Genomic DNA, 16098 nt, shown 5'->3' on the forward strand with positions numbered 1-16098 from the left:
CTCTCTCTTATGCCGTCTTCTTGATAAACACCGTCTATAGACGATAGTGGGCTGCCAAAGTGTTTTTGCCATGTCACTGTGGTCACGTCAGTCCTTTTGAACCGTTATTCCGATTTGGTTTCTTTTGCTGGCCTGAAATAAACTCTCTATGGGCTCGTTGTTTTTATGTGGGAACGGAGGTTGCCGATATTCATCGGGAATATATCGTGGACAATGGAAGAAAAACCGGTTGGTGGCCCGACAGACGGCCGGAAGCATTCCTGTCCCTGCTTAATTCATGCCTGGAGTTTTGTGCCATTTGTTCACGAATGATATTTCTGAATGCCTGACAGGCATGCCATATTACTGTATTCTGTCGTGACAAAAAGTGTCTGTTGAGATAGTATATTTCCAAGTAAGGTTATGAAGTTTCAAGGTCTTTATACAGCAATTGTGACTCCGTTTGCCGGCAATCGGGTCGATGAAGAGGCTTTTAGAATGCTTGTAGAAGCCCAGATAGCCGCCGGTGTGGCCGGTATTGTGGCTGTCGGCACCACAGGAGAATCCCCCACCTTGACTGTAAAAGAACACTTGAGGGTGATAGAACTGGCCGTGGAGAGCGCGGCTGGCCGCATTCAGGTTATTGCGGGAACGGGAGCTAATTCTACTGCGGAAGCTATCCATATGACCCAGGAAGCGGAAAAAATGGGAGTAGATGGAACGCTCCAGGTGTGCCCCTATTACAATAAACCTTCCCAGGATGGAGTTTATGCCCATTTCAAGGCCATTGCGGACGCCACCCGTCTACCGATTATGCTGTACAGCATTCCGGGCCGTTGCGGTATTGAAATCAGTGTGGAGACAATCAGCCGTCTGGCGAAAGACTGCCCGCATATTGTTTGTGTGAAAGAGGCCGGCGGCAATGTGGACCGCGTGAACCAGCTGATGCAGGTGGTTCCGGAAAATTTCACTGTTCTGTGCGGTGATGATGGCCTGACGGTGCCTTTTATGGCCTGTGGCGCCAGCGGATTGGTTTCCGTAACATCCAATCTGGTTCCGGGCATCATGAATTCCATTATAAAAGCTGGCCTGAATCAGGATATGGGAGAAATGCTTTCCCTCCAGAAGACTTTTTATCCGTTGATGAAAGGGCTAATGACTTTGGATTCCAATCCTGTGCCGATCAAGGCGGCTTTGGCGATGAAAGGAGATATACAGCCCGGAGTACGCCTTCCGCTGGTTCCATTGCCGGAAGAAAAGGAAGCTCAGCTTTCCGCACTTCTTCGACGTTTCAACATTCTTTAATATTTTAGTGATATGATTTCCATTCTTGTTACAGGCATTTCGGGCCGCATGGGCCAGGCTATCCAAGAGGCGGTGACGCTGAATCCGGATACTTGCGTGGGGGCCACTCATGACCAGGGGCAGGAGCTGTATCCGGCCCTTGCCAAATGCGACGTAGCCATTGATTTTTCCCATCATGCTTTCACCAGCACTTTGCTGGCGGAAGCTGTCGCCAATAACAAGCCTCTGGTCATAGGCACTACAGGACATACGGATCTGGAACGCCAGGAGATTGTGGATGCCGCTGCATCCATTCCGATTGTGTTTGCTTCCAATTATTCCGTGGGGGTGAACGCCCTGTTCTGGCTGACGCGCAAGGCGGCCCAGATTCTGGGAGGCAGTTGCGATATAGAGGTGATGGAGATGCATCACCGTCATAAGATTGACGCTCCTTCCGGTACTGCCCGGACACTGGCGGAAATTCTGTCCGGCGCTATTGACAGGAATTATGAAGATAGCGTGGTTTTTGGCCGTGAAGGACTGGTAGGGCCTCGTCCCGCCAAGGAAATAGGTATGCATTCCCTGCGGGGGGGAGATGTGGTGGGGGATCATACCGTGATATTTGCTTCTGATGGAGAACGGCTGGAGCTTACCCATAAGGCGTCCAGCCGTATGACATTTGCCTCCGGTGCTGTTCGCGCGGCTCTCTGGCTCCAGAATCGGGAGCCGGGGCTGTATACCATGGAAGATGTTCTGGGGCTTTCCCAATTATAACTTTTTGGTATCGTGGCCGTTCTCCTTTTTTAGATCGGCCACGATATTTTTTACTGATGAAGAGAGCCGGCATTGCACTGGGGTCCAACCTTGGGGATAAAAACAGCCTGATGATTCAGGCCAGGGATCATTTGTTGCAGATGAGTCTGTCTGATGACCCTTTTCTGCAATCCTCCCTGTATGCTACCAGTCCCCAGGGGTGTCCGTCCGGTGCGGATGATTATTTGAATGCCGTGGTGGAATTTACCTGGCCCGGTACGGTGGAGGAATTGCTTGTGCATTGCCAGGGTATAGAACGGGCCTTGGGACGCGTTCGTTCCGGGATTCGCTGTGAACCCAGGACGGCGGATGTGGATATTATTTATGTGGGGGACATGGTGGTCAATGATCCTCCTCGTCTGATTCTCCCCCATCCCAGAGCCCATTTGAGGAAATTTGTTTTAAAACCTCTTTCCGATATCAGGCCGGAACTTATCCTGCCGCGCCAGCATAAAACGGTTGCCTGCCTGTTGGCGGGATTGGATACGGATGAAGCTGATCCGCTTCTGGTATCGGAACGCTGGTAAATCGCATGTTTATTGAATGTCATGAATCAATCTTTTGAGAAAGCGGAACGCATCCGCGCCTGCAAGAACAGGCGGCATGTGACTCTGGTAACTGCTTATGACTATCCTACAGGCCGCCTTTTGGATGAAGCCGGCGTAGATATTGTGCTGGTGGGTGATTCCCTGGGGATGGTGGTTTTGGGTTTTCCGGATACCACTCATGTGACGCTGGATCATATGCTTCATCATGTGGAAGCTACTGCGCGCGGAGTGAAGAACGCCCTGCTGGTGGGAGATATGCCCATACATTCTTATGATACGGTGGAACAGGCCGTGCAATCCGCAAAGAAATTGTTTTTGGCTGGGGCGGATGCAGTCAAGCTGGAAGGGGGGGCAGCCCAAGCGGAAAATATCCGTGCTATTGTGGAGGCCGGTATTCCCGTAGTGGGTCATATCGGCCTTCTGCCGCAAAAAGTGCTGGAGGAGGGAGGATACAAGATTAAAGGAAAATCCTCCTCAGAGGAGGAAGCGCTGGTAAGGGATGTGGCGGCCGTGGCGGAGGCGGGGGCTTGTGCCGTGGTGGTGGAGGGCGTAACGCCTCATGCTGCCCGTCAAATTACCGTACATTCTTCCATTCCCACGTTGGGTATTGGTTCCGGCGCTCATACGTGTGACGGCGATGTCGTGGTGATTCATGATCTGGTGGGAGCGTTTCCGTGGTTTGTTCCGGCTTTCGTCAAACCTCGCGCGGACGTAGCCGGAAGCATGATTGCCGCCGTCAAGGAGTGGATGGAAGATTGCTATACGGAGCCCGGTTCCATCAGCTCATAACAATTGATTTTTTATGCTGGTATTTTCTACGTGCTGGAATTCCCACCGTCATCAGGACGGGGAAGAAATGATTGATGAAATTCTTTCTTTGGGTTTTGACCATGTGGAACTTTCCCACGGCATCAAGTTATCCCTTTTGCCCGGTATCATGAGGGCGGTAGAAGCCGGAAAGGTGCAGGTGGCCGGGGTACATAATTTTTTCCCCGCACCGATTGACGAGGTGGGGGATTCTCCAGACAGCAGGCCTTTTACGGCGGATTTGCCGCAGGTGCGTTCCAAGGCTATTGAATTGACGAAAAAGTCTATTGAGCAGGGCGCAGCACTGGGGGCCGGATATATTGTGTTGCATATGGGAACGGTGGAGCCTTTGGCGAAACGCACGGATACGGCTCATTTGCAAAACCTGGCGCGTCAGGGAATGGTGGGAACGGAATCGTTTGCCGGCACCAAGGGTGAATTTGTACGCCGCCGCAACCGCCTGGCTCCCGTTTATCTGGAACGGGCGCGAGAAGCTCTCCGGCAACTCCTTCCGCAAGCCGGACAATTTGGCGTCAAGCTGGGCATTGAAGGTCGCAGCCATTATGAGCAGGTGCCGAGTGAGGATGAAATGAATTTGTTGATGAAGGAGTTTGAAGAAAATCCCTTTATCGGTTACTGGCATGATTTCGGGCATATTCAAAGAAAGCATAATTTGCTGATATTAAATCATGAACAATTTCTTCGCCGAATGTCTTCCCATTTGATTGGGGGGCATGTGAACGATGTCAAATGGCCGGCGCGGGATCATCAGGTTCCTCTGTTGGGGGGAGTGGTTCCCTTTGAACGTCTTCTTCCTTTTTTCCCGCATGGAGTTCCGCTCGTATGGGAACTCTCCAGTCGTGTTCCCTCAGAAGATATCCGCGCGGCGCGCAAATTATGGATGGAACAATTTCCGCAGACGCTGGACTGACTATCTTGTGGTTGTAAATCCGGTTCCGTGGGTATAGAGTCGGTACGATGATAGATAAGACGACATCCCGCGTCATTATGGGGCTTTTGGGAACGGCCTGTGTCTTGATTACGGCATTTGCCTGGTACAAGGCGAAATATGCCGCCGTTCCGGAGGCTGGGATGCACCATAATATTTATGATGAAGACATTCCGCAGTCTGCTCCGGTTCCTGTAGATTACCGGATGGTTTTGTTGACGCCCCAGGATCTGGCGAAGGCGCCTCTGGCCGATGTGTTCACGTCGCCCCTCGGAGATGAAAATGGCGCGTTTACCTATGTTGCCCAAGGGGTGGGGGATATGAATGTTGTCCGTAAGGGAAGGCATGCAGGACAGGATTTAAATGGAATAGGAGGAGAAAACACGGATGAGGGACTGCCCGTGAGGGCCGCCGGCCGCGGATTGCTGATTTATGCAGGAGAACCTTCTCCTGATTGGGGCAATGTTGTCGTGCTGCTGCACCGTTTGCCGGACGGGCGTTTTGTGCAGAGTTTGTATGCCCATTTGAAGACCGTCAGCGATATTCCGTTGGGGACTTTGGTGGGACGCGGAGAGCAAATTGGCTCAGTCGGAACTGCGCATGGCAACTATTTGGCGCATTTGCATTTTGAGATGATTGAATCCATAGCCCATGAGGCGGGAATGCCGGGCTATGGGAAGACGACGTTTAACAGAATCAATCCGGATGAGGTGCTGAAGCAATATGCTCCCGACCCTGAAATGATGATGCCTGATCCCATTATTGCCTTGAAACAGGTTCAGATGGCGGCGGGGTGGGAAAAACTGCTGGAGAACCTGTATAAGGATAACAGCATGGAAGCTTTGGATAAAATCCTCCCAAGCAGTCAGTCGCCCAAGGAAGAAAAGGAAAGGCGCTGATTACGTTTTTTCCAGTTAAGAACGGGAGTTTTGATTTTTGGATACCAGTTCTTCCTGTTTTCTGGTGATTTGCAGGACACAGACCAGCCACAGGATGCTCGCTGCCGTCATCAGAGCGCCGGTGAGCAGAAAGGCCGTTACGTAATGTTCCGCCCCGAAAGGGAAAAGAGTGCACAGAGTTAGAGCCGTAGTTACCAGCAGATACAGGCGCAGGGAGCGGGAGGGTGTTTGCTGCATCCATTCTGCCGGGTTTTTGGATGCCTTATATATTTCCTGGAGAACCAGGGCATTGAGAACCATGCCAACTACCGGCATGCAGCTTAGAAGGACGCTAAGAAAGGGAGTGAACCGGATTCCCGGAACTTGAAATTCCTGAATATTGGCAGATGCCCGGTACAGCCAGATCAGCTGGATGAGCAGGGATGGAATGAACAGGATGCTGAGGAGGAAGACCAACGGCGCCGCAAAAGATGGCAGGTGAACCATATTCTGCTGAATGAGTGTCTGGATTTCTTCATAATTAACGACATGATTGGAAAAAACAAGCCAGCTGCTCCAGAGCATGAAGGGCAACAATACGAAACATGCCAAAATGGATAATTTGGCCAGCCCGTTTAAAGAATAACGCAAACGGTACTGCTGCTCCTCTGGCTGGTCTTTGCTTTCTTGATTCTGTGTTTCCTCCCATACTGGTGACATTGGCGGAAGAACTTGGTCTACAGGCTGCCATCCTTCCATACCCTGTTTCCAGGTAAGCGTTTTTGAGTCGATTACGCCCTGTCCCAGAAATTCACGGACTTCGTATTCGGAATAGGCTCTCGGCTGGGAATCGCCGGGAAGTTTCAGGAAGTATTCACTCATTACCTGTATTTTAGAGAAAGAAACATGTATGGAGCAATGGGAATTTGACGGATGACTGATAAAGTATCCCAGCAGGGGCCTTTCCCAGATAAAAGAATCAGCTGCCAGTGGTCTTTTTGCAGGCTTTTGCAAGGGTAGTGATTTTGCCGGAAAAAATACCCGTCCGGAAGAGGCTATTAGAAAATAATCGAAAGGACAGGATTCGAACCAGCGGTCTCTTCGTCCCGAATGAAGAAAATTTGAAATGTAACTATTGATAATCAATGATTGTGTTTCTTGTACCCTTTTCAAATCTTTTATTTCCGGCTTGGTTATCGTGCCGTTTTAACCTTTTCCTTCACGTTCCGAATGAGGGTTGGATTACGCGTTAAACGTGTTGATGGGGAGCGAGAAATTTTTCAAGGTGTTTATGAACTGAATATTCAGTTCATTCAGTAGTAAACGATACGAAACATAACATTATGGCTATATCAACAAAACCATTCCACCCGTTGGATGCAGAAAACAACCGCCGTTACAAGGTAACGAAGAAAGAGCCCCCCAAGATTGGATGGCATAAGACGGAAGAAACCGGGGTACATGACTGGGAAGGATATATCCGCGTTCCGGAAGATGGAACCTATAATTTCACGATTCAGATTGACGACAACGGCTATCTGGAAATCAATGGTGAAAAGGTAGCGGAACTGACTGGATCACATTCGTCCACATCCGTTTCTGGAAGCAAGGAACTTAAAAAGGGCTTTCACTATGCGAAACTGCATCATGAGAACCTTGCCGTACCGGAAGAAATTGCTCCTTACCCCAATGCGGAGGAGTTTGTTCCCAAGATGGGAGATTTCGAACTGGAACTTTGGGAAATTGATGCTCCAAAAAATCTTTGGAATATTGCCAATGTACAACGTCTATTGGGATGCTACAATGTAGTGGATTATCCCACCATGACTACAGATGATGTGTGGAACTATATTGGAGGATGGCTGAACGATAGCCACGTTTCGGGAGATACCAATTACATTAACAGTTGCGCCTTGCGTCTGAGCATTGCTCTTAGTAGTTATGGTATTGACCTTAATGGAGCTCCGGGAGCCAATAATATTGGGGCAAAAGGTAATTCCCAGGCGTTGGGGGGTAAAAAGCATGTTATCATCAGCGCAGCTCAAATGGCGGTTTATCTCTGTACCCTGCTGGGAACTCCTGATTATCCGGATGATGGAGAAAATGGGTACAACACTCCCCAGGCTGGAGATATTATCGTATTTGGCGATAGTCTGCATGTGGGAATGTGTTCGGGAAATAACATTGGCGTGGGCAGTTTTATTTCCGGCCCCGTGTGGCTGCTCCAAAGATCGACACTGGATGATTAATAACTGATATTAATAATATATTCATAGGGTGGACATTTTTCTGTGTTAGCCCTATTTTTATTGAATATAAACCAAAAAATCAGTATCTAATATATACATATGAAATATGTTTCTTGTCTTTGCGTTCTGTTTTCAGGGTTACTTTCAACTGTAGCCCTTGGAGAGCCAGACCGTTCTTCCCATGTTGCTACGCAGGCCGAAGTAGAACAGGATAGTTTTCTCAGGGGTACAGCCCGAAATTTAGAAAAAAGCGATGTGGTCCTGTCTGTTATCATTTACAAAATAGTCTCCACTGACCAGGGAACGACGCACTATGCCCGCGTCGTTCAGTCGCTGCGAGGAGATATTCCTGTAGAAGCTCTGGTCAAGTGGAACGGGCACGCCAATAAGCTTCTCAAGGGAAGCGCTCCTAAAACGGAATTGTATTCCAGTTGTAATCTGAGTTATGTCCTTGCGTCTTCAAAGGAGGTAGAAAAACTGCTGAATACGCCGGAAGATTTTACTCCGGCTGACAGCATTTATGGACTGGATTCCTACAGATTGGGCGACCACGTCAGATATTTTCCGATGACGGAGAGTGACCCGGGCCGCGCCATGAAAAAGCTCCTGCATATCGAGCCTGCAAAAATAACCGCCGAATCAGAAGCAGCTCGTTTCAAACCGGAATCCGGCAAGTAACCCGGTTTTCTCTCCCTGATTCGACTTCATTTGATTCATCCCCGTTCATGAAATATGAGCGGGGATTTTTGTGGGGGAGGTTCATTTTCCTGTTTGAGGATTTTGAATGTAATAGAATGTTTCCGCAGCGGCTGTGATGCTGTCTGGCACAGGAGTGAGAATTGGGCATAGATAATTTTTCCTCTGCATCGGCAAATAACCCTGACATCCTCCAAGCTTAATTGAGAAAATTTGCCCGTTTGATTTTGTTCCTGTGAAGAGGGTAAATTCAATCAGCATGACGCTGTTTATTTACCGTGGCGCAAAATAAGAGAAGTGTGGAGTTACTAATAGGCAAAATTATTTTATATCAGTAAATAAGTAATCAAAAAGCCGCCCGGAGGCGGCTTGAAAATTGGTCGAGCTGACAGGATTCGAACCTGCGACCTCTTCGTCCCGAACGAAGCGCGCTACCAGCCTGCGCTACAGCTCGTTGTTTGTGGTGCGGCGAAGTCTAAGGTTGAAAGATGGGTTTGTCCAGTTTTTTTTATTCGCCGCGGCACTTAGTTGTGATACGGTGCCGGGGTTATGATGGATATGCTGGTGCGGCTGTATGATTTGCCCGATATTGAAGAAGACCTGAGGAGGCTGGAGAAGGAAGGTTTTTTGATCCGCCGTCCGGGTGCTTACGAACGTCATTTGGTAGCTGACTGGGTTGGCCGGAATTTTTCTCCCAAGTGGGTAAGTGAGGCGAAAGCTGCCTTCGGCCGCCAGCCCATTTCCTGTTATATTGCCACACGGGAGAAGAAGATTCTTGGTTTTGCCTGTTACGATGTGACGGCTCGCGGTTTTTTGGGCCCCATGGGAGTGGCGGAAGAGGCTCGCAGAAGCGGATTGGGCACTGTGCTATTGATTTCCGCCCTGAAAGGACTGCGGGAGCTGGGTTATGCATACGGTATCATCGGCGGGGTAGGTCCGGCTGATTTTTATGCCCGGGCTGTGGGCGCGACGCCCATCGAAGGCAGTTCTCCCGGTATTTACGTGGATATTCTGCCGGAGCCCTGATACTGCCTGTTGTGTCTGGAGAATGGAACAGGAAGCTTTTATTTTTTATATTTTACCGGATGGCAGAGCATGGGTATTTGGGAAGAGGTTAGCTTCAGAGCCTTTGCCGGGGCATCCTTGTTCATGCTGGCTCGCGGGTAGGTAGTCGTCCCGTCTTTAGTGCATATGTAATTTGACGTCCTGGCGGTTTATGGCGGTTGAGGCCATTGGCAGCCCAGAGCAGGTCTGACAAATCTTTTTGGGAGAACGTTTTTTCAGAGAAACTCCGAATGGATTGACGTGCGGGCAGGGCATTCATGACCGAAGCTCCCCGTTCCAGGCCTGATCGTCCAGTTTGACGAAATCTGCGGCGTAAAAAAGGCTGTTCCACAACCCCGCTACGAGGAGCGAGAGGGAGTTTTTCCCCCATAAATTTGCATCAGGAGTGACTGATAGATGCAGATTTTCCGTATATTCTCATTAGCCGGATTTTTAACATGGGAAGGAAGGGGCGGAAGGTTTTTATGCGCTCGTTTTTTACCGCCGTCCACTGGAGGACCGCAAACCCGGGAAAAAATAGGGGGAGTTTTTCAAGAAAAGCCTTGAGTTCTTGCGTGGAATTGATATTGAAAGCAACCGATTTTTCGCCCGGCGGGGGAAGGCGCCCCGATTGCCCGCCGGTCAACAAGGGGCCATGAGAAAGATCGTTAATACTAACTCATCAACCATTTAAATGAGCACAACTGAACTGGCGGAACTGATTGACAGCAAGTTCCGCGAATTGCGTGAAGGTTCCATTGTTACCGGAACCATCCAGGAAATCCGTCCCCAAGTCGTTTTGGTGGACATCGGCTACAAGTCCGAAGGCGCTATTTCCATTTCCGAGTTTGAAGACGAGGAAATCGAAGTAGGGGACCAAATTGAAGTCCTTTTGGAACGCCTCGAAAACGACGAAGGCATCGTCGTCCTTTCCAAGGAAAAGGCCGCCCATAAGCAGAACTGGGATAAGATCGTGGGCGTGTACCGTGATGGCGGCCTGGTTAAGGGTAAAGTGAAGAGCGTCGTCAAGGGCGGTCTTATGGTTAACGTTGGCGTGGAAGCCTTCCTGCCCGGTTCCCAGGTGGATATTATTCCTCCGCGCGATCTGAACGAGTATGTAGGAAAGGTTTACGAATTTAAGATCGTCAAGGTGAATGACGACCGTAAGAATATCGTCCTTTCCCGCCGTGAAGTGATTGAAGCTGAACGCGCCGACCAGCGCCAGCGCTTCCTTGAAACCGTCAAGGAAGGCGACAAGGTGGAAGGTATCGTGAAGAATATCACGGACTTCGGTGCTTTTGTCGACCTCCGCGGCATGGACGGTTTGCTCCATATCACGGATATGAGCTGGGGCCGCGTGAACCATCCGAGCGAAATGCTCCATATCGGTCAGTCCCTGGAAGTCGTGATTCTGGAAGTGGATCGCGAAAAGGAACGCGTTTCCCTGGGCCTGAAGCAGATGACAGACAATCCCTGGGCGGATATCGAACGCAAATACCCGATCAATTCCCATGTCAAGGGCCGCGTGACCAAGCTCCTGCCCTACGGCGCCTTTGTGGAATTGGAAAAGGGCGTGGAAGGCCTGGTGCACGTTTCCGAATTGTCCTGGGTCAAGAGAATCACCCGTCCGAGCGATGTATTGAAGCTGGACCAGGAAATCGAAGCCGTGGTTCTTTCCATTTCTGTGAAGGAACAGAAGATTTCCCTTGGCGTCCGCCAGTTGGAAGACAATCCCTGGGCGGATATCGAATCCCGTTTCCCGATTGGTACCGTCATCAAGGGCCAGGTCCGCAACCTTACTCCCTACGGCGCTTTTGTGGGGCTGGAAGAAGGCATCGACGGCATGATCCACGTGTCCGATATGAGCTGGACCCGCAAGATCAACCATCCTTCCGAAGTTCTCAAGAAGGGCGACGAAGTGGAAGCCATCGTTTTGGAAATCAAGAAGGAAGATCAGCGCGTCTCCCTTGGTATCAAGCAGCTTGAATCCGATCCGTGGGAATCCATCAATGACCGCTTCAAGGTGGGCGACATGGTGACTGGCCAGGTGGCCAAGATCGCCAGCTTCGGCGCCTTCGTGAATCTGGACGGCGATATTGACGGCCTGATTCATATTTCCCAGTTGAGCGAAGACCATGTGGAACGCGTGAAGGACGTGATCAAGGTGGGTGATGAAATCACCGCCCGCGTGATCAAGGTGGACAGCATCGAACGCCGTATCGGCCTTTCCATCAAGGCCGTCAATTACGACACCGAACAGCTCCGCCGCGAAACCGCTTCCTTTGAAGCCCTCCGCCCGAGCAGCGATATGGTTGGCCTGGAACACGCTTTCAATCTGGCGACCCGTGAAAACGAAGAGTGGAGCCCTTCTGAAGAGAAGTAAGCCCATTTTCGTATTACGCTGATTAATTTAACCGCCGCGAATGGTCATATTCGCGGCGGTTTTTTTTCTCATTCCAAAGAAGGCTGGAAAAAACCTTGAGTTAGTTCCCACTAAAGTATTAGCTTCCATTTTATACCATGTTGGAGCTGACCAAGAGCAATGAGGATTATCTGGAGGCCATTGGGTTGCTGTCTGAAAAAAACGGGACGGCCCAGGTGCGGGATATTGCAGAGATGCTTAAGGTAAAGATGCCTTCCGTTACGTCTGCCGTCAAACAGCTGGCGGATATGGGGTTGGTGGAGTATACGCAGTATGCCCCCGTCAAGCTGACTCCCCAAGGCCGCAGAATTGCCGGGAAAATTATTGTCAGCCACGGCATTCTGTTTGATTTCCTGCGGGAGGAACTGGCTCTTCCGGAAGAACGCGCCAATGAAGTGGCTTGCCAGATAGAGCACATCATGACTTTTGAGGAGATTGAAAAACTCAGGTCCTGCCGGATCCGCCCTTTTGAGGGTGGAGAGGAAAATTCCGCCAAGTAGCATGGCTCCGGGCTCTCTTATGGGAAGCCGGGGATATGGATGGCCGAACCACATTCCGGAAAGAGGGGGGGAGGGCAGAAAACGGTGATGTAAGGTAAGGGAATGAAATAAGATTTTTGTCTGCTGTTTATTTTTCCGTAGTGCATTGAAATGGGGTTGAGGTGTTGATTTCGGGAATGTTCATCTCCTGTTAGATGTTCTCCTTTCGGAAGAGCGGTTTTGTCCAGCATGCGGATTTTATTCATGGAAATGGCTCGCCGCAAGTCGGGGTGAAAGGGGATGACTGGGAGAAACGGCATTTTGCCCTTTCCCGTTCAGGTATTTCGTGATAGGTTCCCGCGCATGGATCCCCATATCGCTGCAGATCTCTCGGCGCTCGACACGGCTGTCTTGCATAGCCGTCTTTCCGAGCTCGGGAGCTATCTTTGACCTGGACGGCATTCAACAACGAGTGGCCGAATTGGATGAACGCATGAGTGCTCCGGATTTTTGGGATGACCAGAATGCCGCACGGGCGCTGATGGCGGAGGTGAATCCCCTGAAGCACAGGATGGAGGCGTTTTCCGCGCTGAAGTCCCGCCTGGAGGATATTGACGCTGCTATTGAACTGGCCCAGGAGGCGGATGACGATGACCTGGGCCGGGAAGCCGTGGAAGAGTTTGCCAGATGGCAGAAGTCTCTGGCGGATTTTGAACTGCTGACTTTGCTGAACGGCCCGCAGGACCAGGCTTCCTGTTATGTAACCATTCACGCCGGGGCCGGCGGCACGGAAGCCTGTGACTGGGCATCCATGCTGTTGCGCATGTATATCCGCTGGTGTGAGCGCCGGGGTTTTTCCGTGACGTATTTGGAGAGTACGGACGGGGATGACGCCGGCATTCGTTCCGTGACATTGAAGGTGGATGGAGAGTATGCCTACGGGTATTTGAAGAATGAACGCGGCATCCACCGGTTGGTGCGCATTTCCCCCTTTGATTCCGCTGGGAAGAGACATACTTCTTTCGCTTCCCTGGACGCGACGCCGGAGGTTTCTGATTCCATCAATATTGAGATCCTGGACAAGGATTTGAAGGTGGATACTTACCGTTCCGGCGGCAAGGGCGGTCAGAACGTGAACAAGGTGGAAACTGCCGTGCGTATCACGCATATTCCTTCCGGCGTCATTGTGGCCTGCCAGAATGAGCGCAGCCAGCTTCGTAACAAGGAAGAGGCTATGAACATGCTGCGCGCCAAGCTATACCAGATTGAGGAAGACAAAAAGCAGGCGGAAGCCGACCGCCAGTACAGTGAGAAGGGAGACATCGGGTGGGGCAACCAGATCCGTTCCTATGTTTTCCAGCCTTATCAAATGGTTAAGGATTTGCGTACAGGTGTAGAGTCCGGCAATATTCAGGACGTGATGGACGGTAACCTGGATCCGTTCATTGAGGCCATGCTGCGCGGCCATAAGCGCGAACGCTGATGTTTTTTCTTATGGCCGCCAAGTTGACGATTGACGTTTTGTCCCTGTTCCCGGATATGGTGGAAGCCCCTCTGGGCGGCAGCATTCTGGGAAAGGCCCGTGACAGGGGATTGTTGGAGATACGCTGCCATAATATCCGTGACTGGACGACGGACAAGCACCGCAAAACGGACGATTACCTTTGCGGAGGGGGCCAAGGCATGCTGCTGAAGCCGGAACCTATCTTTGCCGCCGTGGAGGAACTCCGCCGACAGGAAACGCGCGTTGTGCTGATGACTCCCCAGGGGCGTACGTTCAACCAGTCATTGGCTGCGGAATTGGCAGCCTCCGGAGGCCATCTCATTATCCTCTGCGGTCATTACGAGGGGGTGGACCATCGTGTAGTAGAAGAGCTGGTGGATATGGAATTGTCCATCGGGGATTATATTCTCACGAATGGGGCCATTGCTTCCGTGGTGGTCATTGACGCCGTAGCGCGCCTGATTCCCGGCGTGCTGGGGGATGAGCGTTCTTCCGTGGAGGAATCTTTTTCCAACGGGTTGCTGGAGGCTCCCGCTTATACTAAGCCGAACGTGTTCCGGGGCCTGGCTGTTCCGGAGATTTTGCTGGGCGGCAACCATCCCGCCATTGAAAAATGGAAGCACGGGAAGTCTCTGGAACGTACGCGCCTGAACCGTCCGGATTTGTGGAGGAAGTGGCTGGAATCGCATCCGGAGGATGCCATCGAGTGATATATTTGAACATTGCGTCAAATTTGTCTTGCCAAGTTCGGGACCTTCCGTTATAAGGTCCCGCCTGCCACCGCGAGGGTGGTGTAAAGTATTTTTCTGAACCTTTTACAAACACAAGATCATGTCCAAGCATTCCAGCCTCAAAGCAACCGGTACCGTAGGCGGCAAGCGTTCCGTCCTGAAGCGTTTTGAACGTGTCAAGCTTCTGAAGGAACGCGGCGAATGGAAGAAGGGCCAAAGCCCTCTCGGCCTGCCGAAGACCAAGCATGAAGCTTAAGTCTGCCTTTATCCTCTCCGGAGAGTTTCCCGGCGGAGTTTCACGGCAAGTCATTTTCCTAATACAGGAAGCCTCTCGGATGTCTATGGACCGAGAGGCTTTTTTCTTCCGGCAAAAGAAAGCCTCCTCCTTTTGAGGACGTGAATTGCCGTAATATAAACAATACAAAATCATCTGCTGAGATAGCGGACATTATACCAATATGAGTGAAGAACAACATGGCTCCGAAGAAAACGGAGGTATCCGCATTAATAAATTCCTGGCCTCCTGCGGCATTGATTCCCGCCGGGTGGCCGACAGGCTGATTGGAGAAGGGCGCGTGGAAGTGAACGGGAAGGTTATCGATACGCCTGGGATGAGGGTGACGGAGAAGGATTTCGTGAAGGTGGACGGCCGCCATATGACCCCTATGGAGGAGGTTGTAGTGCTGTTGAACAAGCCCCGCGGGTATGTATGCAGCCGAGAAGCGCAGGGAGCCATAGGCACTGTTTATGACCTGTTGCCGCCGCGTCTGCGCCATCTGAATTACGTTGGACGGCTGGATGCTGATTCCGAAGGTCTTCTGATTATGACGAATAAGGGGGAATTGACCCAGGTCCTTTCCCATCCTACCGGCGGCATTGAAAAGGAATATTGGGTGACGGTAGATCAGAATTTTGATAATTCCGTACTGATGCAGTTTTTGCGCGGCGTACGCATTCCGGAGGGAAATGCCAAGGCCAAATATGTTTGCCGCGCTTCCGCGCGCCGTGCCTGCATTGTTCTGGAACAGGGGTTGAAGCGTCAGGTGCGTCAAATGTTCCAGTGTCTGGGCCTTCGCGTCCGCAAGTTGGTGCGCGTGCGCATCGGCTCCCTGTGGGGGGGGGATTTGGAACCCGGGAGCTGGAAATTTCTGGATGACGCGGATGTGGCTCTGACGCTGAAGAATCCTCCCCGCCAGCGTAAATACCTGGGTGCTTCCCAGCTTGTCGCCGGAGGTGGCACCAAGGGTGAGCAGGCAGGAAGAGGCGTTGATTCCGATGAAGATTATGTGTTTAATCCAGAAGATTTTGAAGCAGGGGATTCTTATGAACCTACTCCGGAAATGAAGACTCGTTTTGTAGAGACGGAGGATGAACGTGAAGTCAAGGAAGACGGATATTTCCGGGGAGATTCCGGCTTCCATTCCCGTGACCGCCGCGGAGATTTTCATCGTCGTGGAGATGGTTTTCACGGTCGCCGCGAAGGAGGTTTCCAGCGTCGAGAGGGCGGTTTTAGGGAAAACCGTCGTGAAGGAGAGTTCCAACGCCGTGAAAGCGGTTTTGGTAGAGACCGCCGCGAAGGAGGTTTCCAGCGTCGAGAGGGCGGCTTCAGGGAAAACCGTCGTGAAGGAGGGTTCCAACGTCGTGAAAGCGGTTTTGGTAGAGACCGTCGCGAGGGAGGTTTCCAGCGTCGAGAGGGCGGTTTCAGGGAAAACCGT

At 51.2% G+C, this 16098-nt stretch carries 18 protein-coding genes and 1 tRNA gene; 15 read left to right on the forward strand and 4 right to left on the reverse strand.

Annotated elements, in window-relative coordinates; genetic code table 11:
• The first annotated feature begins 402 nt into the window (after positions 1 to 402).
• Genes dapA through B3075_RS01655 form a run of 6 tightly spaced genes read left to right on the forward strand, consistent with a single transcriptional unit; the run spans position 403 to position 5279 of the window.
• Positions 403 to 1284 (forward strand): 4-hydroxy-tetrahydrodipicolinate synthase, encoded by an 882-nt coding sequence (dapA, locus tag B3075_RS01630; RefSeq protein WP_290488198.1) that lies wholly within the window; start codon positions 403 to 405, stop codon positions 1282 to 1284.
• A gap of 12 nt (positions 1285 to 1296) precedes the next feature.
• Positions 1297 to 2037 (forward strand): 4-hydroxy-tetrahydrodipicolinate reductase, encoded by a 741-nt coding sequence (gene dapB / locus B3075_RS01635; RefSeq protein ID WP_094136637.1) that lies wholly within the window; start codon positions 1297 to 1299, stop codon positions 2035 to 2037.
• Positions 2038 to 2093: 56 nt separating this feature from the next.
• Positions 2094 to 2603, forward strand: coding sequence for a 2-amino-4-hydroxy-6-hydroxymethyldihydropteridine diphosphokinase (folK, locus tag B3075_RS01640; RefSeq protein ID WP_290488197.1), 510 nt, complete (start codon positions 2094 to 2096; stop codon positions 2601 to 2603).
• Positions 2604 to 2624: 21 nt separating this feature from the next.
• Positions 2625 to 3413: a 3-methyl-2-oxobutanoate hydroxymethyltransferase gene (gene panB, locus B3075_RS01645; protein ID WP_094136635.1), complete on the forward strand. Its 789-nt coding sequence runs from the start codon at positions 2625 to 2627 to the stop codon at positions 3411 to 3413.
• 13 nt (positions 3414 to 3426) lie between these two features.
• Complete coding sequence (locus B3075_RS01650; RefSeq protein WP_290488196.1) at positions 3427 to 4362, forward strand: sugar phosphate isomerase/epimerase family protein; 936 nt, start codon at positions 3427 to 3429, stop codon at positions 4360 to 4362.
• Between the two features lie 47 nt (positions 4363 to 4409).
• Positions 4410 to 5279, forward strand: coding sequence for a M23 family metallopeptidase (locus B3075_RS01655; RefSeq protein WP_290492001.1), 870 nt, complete (start codon positions 4410 to 4412; stop codon positions 5277 to 5279).
• A 15-nt stretch (positions 5280 to 5294) separates the two neighbouring features.
• Here the strand turns inward: B3075_RS01655 and B3075_RS01660 are convergent, their stop codons facing one another.
• Positions 5295 to 6431, reverse strand: coding sequence for a GYF domain-containing protein (locus B3075_RS01660; RefSeq protein WP_290488194.1), 1137 nt, complete (start codon positions 6429 to 6431; stop codon positions 5295 to 5297).
• Positions 6432 to 6601: 170 nt separating this feature from the next.
• On the opposite strand from B3075_RS01660, the gene B3075_RS01665 reads away from it, so the two are divergent.
• Positions 6602 to 7507: a T6SS effector amidase Tae4 family protein gene (locus B3075_RS01665; RefSeq protein ID WP_290488193.1), complete on the forward strand. Its 906-nt coding sequence runs from the start codon at positions 6602 to 6604 to the stop codon at positions 7505 to 7507.
• Between the two features lie 99 nt (positions 7508 to 7606).
• Entirely contained in the window at positions 7607 to 8185 is a 579-nt protein-coding gene (locus tag B3075_RS01670) for a hypothetical protein (protein WP_290488192.1), read from the forward strand.
• Positions 8186 to 8266: 81 nt separating this feature from the next.
• On the opposite strand, the gene B3075_RS01675 is transcribed toward B3075_RS01670, so the two are convergent.
• Positions 8267 to 8464, reverse strand: coding sequence for a hypothetical protein (locus B3075_RS01675; RefSeq protein ID WP_143245648.1), 198 nt, complete (start codon positions 8462 to 8464; stop codon positions 8267 to 8269).
• A 116-nt stretch (positions 8465 to 8580) separates the two neighbouring features.
• Positions 8581 to 8657, reverse strand: a tRNA-Pro gene (locus B3075_RS01680).
• Between the two features lie 95 nt (positions 8658 to 8752).
• Here B3075_RS01680 and B3075_RS01685 point away from each other — a divergent pair.
• The 3 genes from B3075_RS01685 to B3075_RS01695 all read left to right on the forward strand — a co-directional run bounded on the left by B3075_RS01685 (position 8753) and on the right by B3075_RS01695 (position 12169).
• Positions 8753 to 9229, forward strand: coding sequence for a GNAT family N-acetyltransferase (locus tag B3075_RS01685; RefSeq protein WP_094136629.1), 477 nt, complete (start codon positions 8753 to 8755; stop codon positions 9227 to 9229).
• A 712-nt stretch (positions 9230 to 9941) separates the two neighbouring features.
• Positions 9942 to 11630 carry a 30S ribosomal protein S1 gene (locus tag B3075_RS01690; protein WP_012419305.1) on the forward strand — a complete coding sequence of 563 codons (1689 nt, stop codon included), beginning with the start codon at positions 9942 to 9944 and terminating at the stop codon, positions 11628 to 11630.
• Between the two features lie 137 nt (positions 11631 to 11767).
• Complete coding sequence (locus tag B3075_RS01695) at positions 11768 to 12169, forward strand: metal-dependent transcriptional regulator (protein ID WP_012419304.1); 402 nt, start codon at positions 11768 to 11770, stop codon at positions 12167 to 12169.
• 17 nt (positions 12170 to 12186) lie between these two features.
• Here the strand turns inward: B3075_RS01695 and B3075_RS01700 are convergent, their stop codons facing one another.
• Positions 12187 to 12414 carry a hypothetical protein gene (locus tag B3075_RS01700; protein WP_290488191.1) on the reverse strand — a complete coding sequence of 76 codons (228 nt, stop codon included), beginning with the start codon at positions 12412 to 12414 and terminating at the stop codon, positions 12187 to 12189.
• 97 nt (positions 12415 to 12511) lie between these two features.
• Between B3075_RS01700 and prfB the strand changes: the two genes are divergently transcribed.
• The 4 genes from prfB to B3075_RS01720 all read left to right on the forward strand — a co-directional run.
• A protein-coding gene (gene prfB, locus B3075_RS01705; protein ID WP_197736719.1) for a peptide chain release factor 2 occupies positions 12512 to 13631 on the forward strand; the annotation gives its coding sequence in 2 pieces (ribosomal slippage) (positions 12512 to 12595 and positions 12597 to 13631; 1119 coding nt in all).
• A complete protein-coding gene (trmD, locus tag B3075_RS01710) occupies positions 13631 to 14362 on the forward strand; it encodes a tRNA (guanosine(37)-N1)-methyltransferase TrmD (RefSeq protein WP_290488190.1) in 732 nt (243 codons plus the stop codon). Before prfB ends, trmD begins: the two co-directional genes overlap by 1 nt.
• A gap of 121 nt (positions 14363 to 14483) precedes the next feature.
• Positions 14484 to 14639: a small basic protein gene (locus B3075_RS01715; protein ID WP_012419301.1), complete on the forward strand. Its 156-nt coding sequence runs from the start codon at positions 14484 to 14486 to the stop codon at positions 14637 to 14639.
• A 202-nt stretch (positions 14640 to 14841) separates the two neighbouring features.
• On the forward strand, positions 14842 to 16098 hold a 1257-nt coding region (locus B3075_RS01720), incomplete at its 3' end, for a pseudouridine synthase (protein WP_290488189.1).

The organism is Akkermansia sp. UBA7090 (assembly GCF_002493465.1).
GTDB lineage: Bacteria > Verrucomicrobiota > Verrucomicrobiia > Verrucomicrobiales > Akkermansiaceae > Akkermansia > Akkermansia muciniphila_A.

Excerpts from the sequence above, each read along its gene's own strand:
- dapA (WP_290488198.1), top strand. The coding sequence starts at position 403 with ATGAAGTTTCAAGGTCTTTATACAGCAATTGTGACTCCGTTTGCCGGC.
- dapB (WP_094136637.1), top strand. The coding sequence starts at position 1,297 with ATGATTTCCATTCTTGTTACAGGCATTTCGGGCCGCATGGGCCAGGCT.
- folK (WP_290488197.1), top strand. The coding sequence starts at position 2,094 with ATGAAGAGAGCCGGCATTGCACTGGGGTCCAACCTTGGGGATAAAAAC.
- panB (WP_094136635.1), top strand. The coding sequence starts at position 2,625 with ATGAATCAATCTTTTGAGAAAGCGGAACGCATCCGCGCCTGCAAGAAC.
- B3075_RS01650 (WP_290488196.1), top strand. The coding sequence starts at position 3,427 with ATGCTGGTATTTTCTACGTGCTGGAATTCCCACCGTCATCAGGACGGG.
- B3075_RS01655 (WP_290492001.1), top strand. The coding sequence starts at position 4,410 with ATGATAGATAAGACGACATCCCGCGTCATTATGGGGCTTTTGGGAACG.
- B3075_RS01665 (WP_290488193.1), top strand. The coding sequence starts at position 6,602 with ATGGCTATATCAACAAAACCATTCCACCCGTTGGATGCAGAAAACAAC.
- B3075_RS01670 (WP_290488192.1), top strand. The coding sequence starts at position 7,607 with ATGAAATATGTTTCTTGTCTTTGCGTTCTGTTTTCAGGGTTACTTTCA.
- B3075_RS01675 (WP_143245648.1), bottom strand. The coding sequence starts at position 8,464 with ATGCTGATTGAATTTACCCTCTTCACAGGAACAAAATCAAACGGGCAA.
- B3075_RS01685 (WP_094136629.1), top strand. The coding sequence starts at position 8,753 with ATGATGGATATGCTGGTGCGGCTGTATGATTTGCCCGATATTGAAGAA.
- B3075_RS01690 (WP_012419305.1), top strand. The coding sequence starts at position 9,942 with ATGAGCACAACTGAACTGGCGGAACTGATTGACAGCAAGTTCCGCGAA.
- B3075_RS01695 (WP_012419304.1), top strand. The coding sequence starts at position 11,768 with ATGTTGGAGCTGACCAAGAGCAATGAGGATTATCTGGAGGCCATTGGG.
- B3075_RS01700 (WP_290488191.1), bottom strand. The coding sequence starts at position 12,414 with ATGAATAAAATCCGCATGCTGGACAAAACCGCTCTTCCGAAAGGAGAA.
- trmD (WP_290488190.1), top strand. The coding sequence starts at position 13,631 with ATGTTTTTTCTTATGGCCGCCAAGTTGACGATTGACGTTTTGTCCCTG.
- B3075_RS01715 (WP_012419301.1), top strand. The coding sequence starts at position 14,484 with ATGTCCAAGCATTCCAGCCTCAAAGCAACCGGTACCGTAGGCGGCAAG.